Consider the following 3,454-nt stretch of genomic DNA (forward strand, 5'->3'; position numbering starts at 1 on the left):
GAGCTTGACGATGACCTACTCTCACATGGGGAGACCCCACACTACCATCGGCGATACCTCGTTTCACGTCTGAGTTCGGGATGGGATCAGGTGGTTCCAAGGTTCTATGATCGTCAAGCAAACTGGTCGAGTTTGTGCCGGTGCGTTGTTGATCTTCTCTTTCCGATCTACGCTACCCACACCCTCTCTGTTCGTTGCCGTCACTGTGGGCTTATATCTTCCCACAGCAATCATGCGTTCTGAATATGCGATTCTAACACGTCCGATCTCTCGATCGTTGCACAAGTTTAATCATTCAAGCACCGGTACGTCTCTTCTCACTTATCTCTGCAGACCAAACGCCTTAGGCGTTATATGGTCAAGCCTCACGGGCAATTAGTACTGGTTAGCTCAACGCCTTACAACGCTTACACACCCAGCCTATCAACCTGGTGGTCTTCCAGGGCCCTTTAGGGACTTGCGTCCAGTGAGACCTTATCTTGAAGGGGGCTTCCCGCTTAGATGCTTTCAGCGGTTATCCTGTCCGAACGTAGCTACCCGGCAATGCCACTGGCGTGACAACCGGAACACCAGAGGTTCGTCCACTCCGGTCCTCTCGTACTAGGAGCAGCTCTTCTCAAGTCTCATACGTCCACGGCAGATAGGGACCGAACTGTCTCACGACGTTCTAAACCCAGCTCGCGTACCACTTTAAATGGCGAACAGCCATACCCTTGGGACCGGCTTCAGCCCCAGGATGTGATGAGCCGACATCGAGGTGCCAAACACCGCCGTCGATGTGAACTCTTGGGCGGTATCAGCCTGTTATCCCCGGAGTACCTTTTATCCGTTGAGCGATGGCCCTTCCATACAGAACCACCGGATCACTATGACCTACTTTCGTACCTGCTCGACCTGTCCGTCTCGCAGTCAAGCTGGCTTGTGCCATTACACTAACCGCATGATTTCCGACCATGCTTAGCCAACCTTCGTGCTCCTCCGTTACTCTTTGGGAGGAGACCGCCCCAGTCAAACTACCCACCACACACTGTCCTCGACGCTGTTACGCCTGAGTTAGAACCTCAAGATGACCAGGCTGGTATTTCAAGGTCGACTCCACGCAAACTGGCGTTCACGCTTCTAAGTCTCCCAGCTATCCTACACAAGTCATATCAAAGTCCAGTGTGAAGCTATAGTAAAGGTTCACGGGGTCTTTCCGTCTAGCCGCGGATACACTGCATCTTAACAGCGAGTTCAATTTCACTGAGTCTCGGGTGGAGACAGCGTGGCCATCGTTACGCCATTCGTGCAGGTCGGAACTTACCCGACAAGGAATTTCGCTACCTTAGGACCGTTATAGTTACGGCCGCCGTTTACCGGGGCTTCGATCAAGAGCTTCGCCTAAGCTAACCCCATCAATTAACCTTCCGGCACCGGGCAGGCGTCACACCCTATACGTCCTCTTTCGAGTTTGCAGAGTGCTGTGTTTTTAATAAACAGTCGCAGCCACCTGGTATCTTCGACCGCTTCAGGCTTAGAGAGCAAGTCTCATCACCCTAATGCGGCGTACCTTCTCCCGAAGTTACGGTACCATTTTGCCTAGTTCCTTCACCCGAGTTCTCTCAAGCGCCTTGGTATTCTCTACCTGACCACCTGTGTCGGTTTGGGGTACGGTCAGTGTGTATCTGAAGCTTAGAGACTTTTCCTGGAAGCATGGCATTAACCACTTCGGACACCGTAGTGTCACCGTCATCAGGTCTCAGCATTAAGGTTCCGGATTTACCTAAAACCTCTGCCTACGCCCTTAAACCTGGACAACCATCGCCAGGCTGGCCTAGCCTTCTCCGTCCTCCCATCGCAATACACATCGGTACGGGAATATTAACCCGTTTCCCATCGACTACGCTCTTCAGCCTCGCCTTAGGGGCCGACTCACCCTGCTCCGATTAACGTTGAACAGGAACCCTTGGTCTTCCGGCGAACGGGTTTTTCACCCGTTTTGTCGTTACTCATGTCAGCATTCGCACTTCTGATACCTCCAGCATACCTCTCGATACACCTTCTACGGCTTACAGAACGCTCCCCTACCCAGCAGGTATCCTTAAGTACACTTTTCTCTGCCATTCCCGTCCGACTCAACGTCGGGGGCGCTTGACCGTCTCGCTTCGCTCGACGTTAAGCCTTAGCCTCTCTAAATGTACTTAAGTGATACCTGCTGCCGCAGCTTCGGTATCCAGTTTGAGCCCCGTTATATCTTCCGCGCAGGCCGACTCGACTAGTGAGCTATTACGCTTTCTTTAAAGGGTGGCTGCTTCTAAGCCAACCTCCTAGCTGTCTGAGCCTTCCCACATCGTTTCCCACTTAACTGGAATTTTGGGACCTTAGCTGGCGGTCTGGGTTGTTTCCCTTTCCACGACGGACGTTAGCACCCGCCGTGTGTCTCCCGGATAGTACTCACTGGTATTCGGAGTTTGCATCGGGTTGGTAAGTCGGGATGACCCCCTAGCCGAAACAGTGCTCTACCCCCAGTGGTATTCGTCCGAGGCGCTACCTAAATAGCTTTCGGGGAGAACCAGCTATCTCCGAGTTTGATTAGCCTTTCACTCCTATCCACAGGTCATCTCCTAACTTTTCAACGTGAGTGAGTTCGGTCCTCCAGTTGATGTTACTCAACCTTCAACCTGCCCATGGATAGATCACTCGGTTTCGGGTCTACACCCAGCAACTAGACGCCCTATTAAGACTCGATTTCTCTACGGCTCCCCTAGTCGGTTAACCTCGCTACTGAATGTAAGTCGCTGACCCATTATACAAAAGGTACGCAGTCACCCCCCTAAAGAGGCTTCCACTGCTTGTACGTACAGGGTTTCAGGATCTATTTCACTCCCCTCACAGGGGTTCTTTTCGCCTTTCCCTCACGGTACTGGTTCACTATCGGTCAACTGGGAGTATTTAGCCTTGGAGGATGGTCCCCCCATGTTCAATCAGGATACCACGTGTCCCGACCTACTCGTTTTCACTCAGTTTGGTTTTCGTGTACGGGGCTATCACCCACTACGGCGGTCCTTTCCAGAACCTTCCACTAACGTCCACTGAGCTTAAGGGCTGTTCCCATTTCGCTCGCCGCTACTTTGGGAATCTCGTTTGATTTCTCTTCCTACGGGTACTTAGATGTTTCAGTTCCCCGCGTTCGCCTCTCCTAAGAGATACTGCACGTATGCAGTGGGTTTCCCCATTCAGATATACCGGGATCACAGGTCGTTTGCCACCTCCCCCAGTCTTTTCGCAGGCTACCACGTCTTTCATCGCCTCCAGTTGCCTAGGCATCCACCCTGTACGCTTAAATGCTTGACCATATAACCCTAAGGTTTCTGATCGGCACATACCCTCCTCAGGGCATGTACGCATCTGCTGTCAACAAGTGATGCTAGACCGTCACATTAAAGCCATCTCAATGAGATACCTTCAACAGGAC

At 52.1% G+C, this 3,454-nt stretch carries 2 rRNA genes; both read right to left on the reverse strand.

Annotated elements, in window-relative coordinates:
- Positions 1 to 2: 2 nt before the first annotated feature.
- Positions 3 to 118 (reverse strand): 5S ribosomal RNA (gene rrf / locus ACFOSD_RS13085).
- Between the two features lie 236 nt (positions 119 to 354).
- Positions 355 to 3,333 (reverse strand): 23S ribosomal RNA (locus ACFOSD_RS13090).
- Positions 3,334 to 3,454 lie beyond the last annotated feature (121 nt).

This window comes from Salinispirillum marinum (assembly GCF_042650105.1).
GTDB lineage: Bacteria > Pseudomonadota > Gammaproteobacteria > Pseudomonadales > Natronospirillaceae > Salinispirillum > Salinispirillum marinum.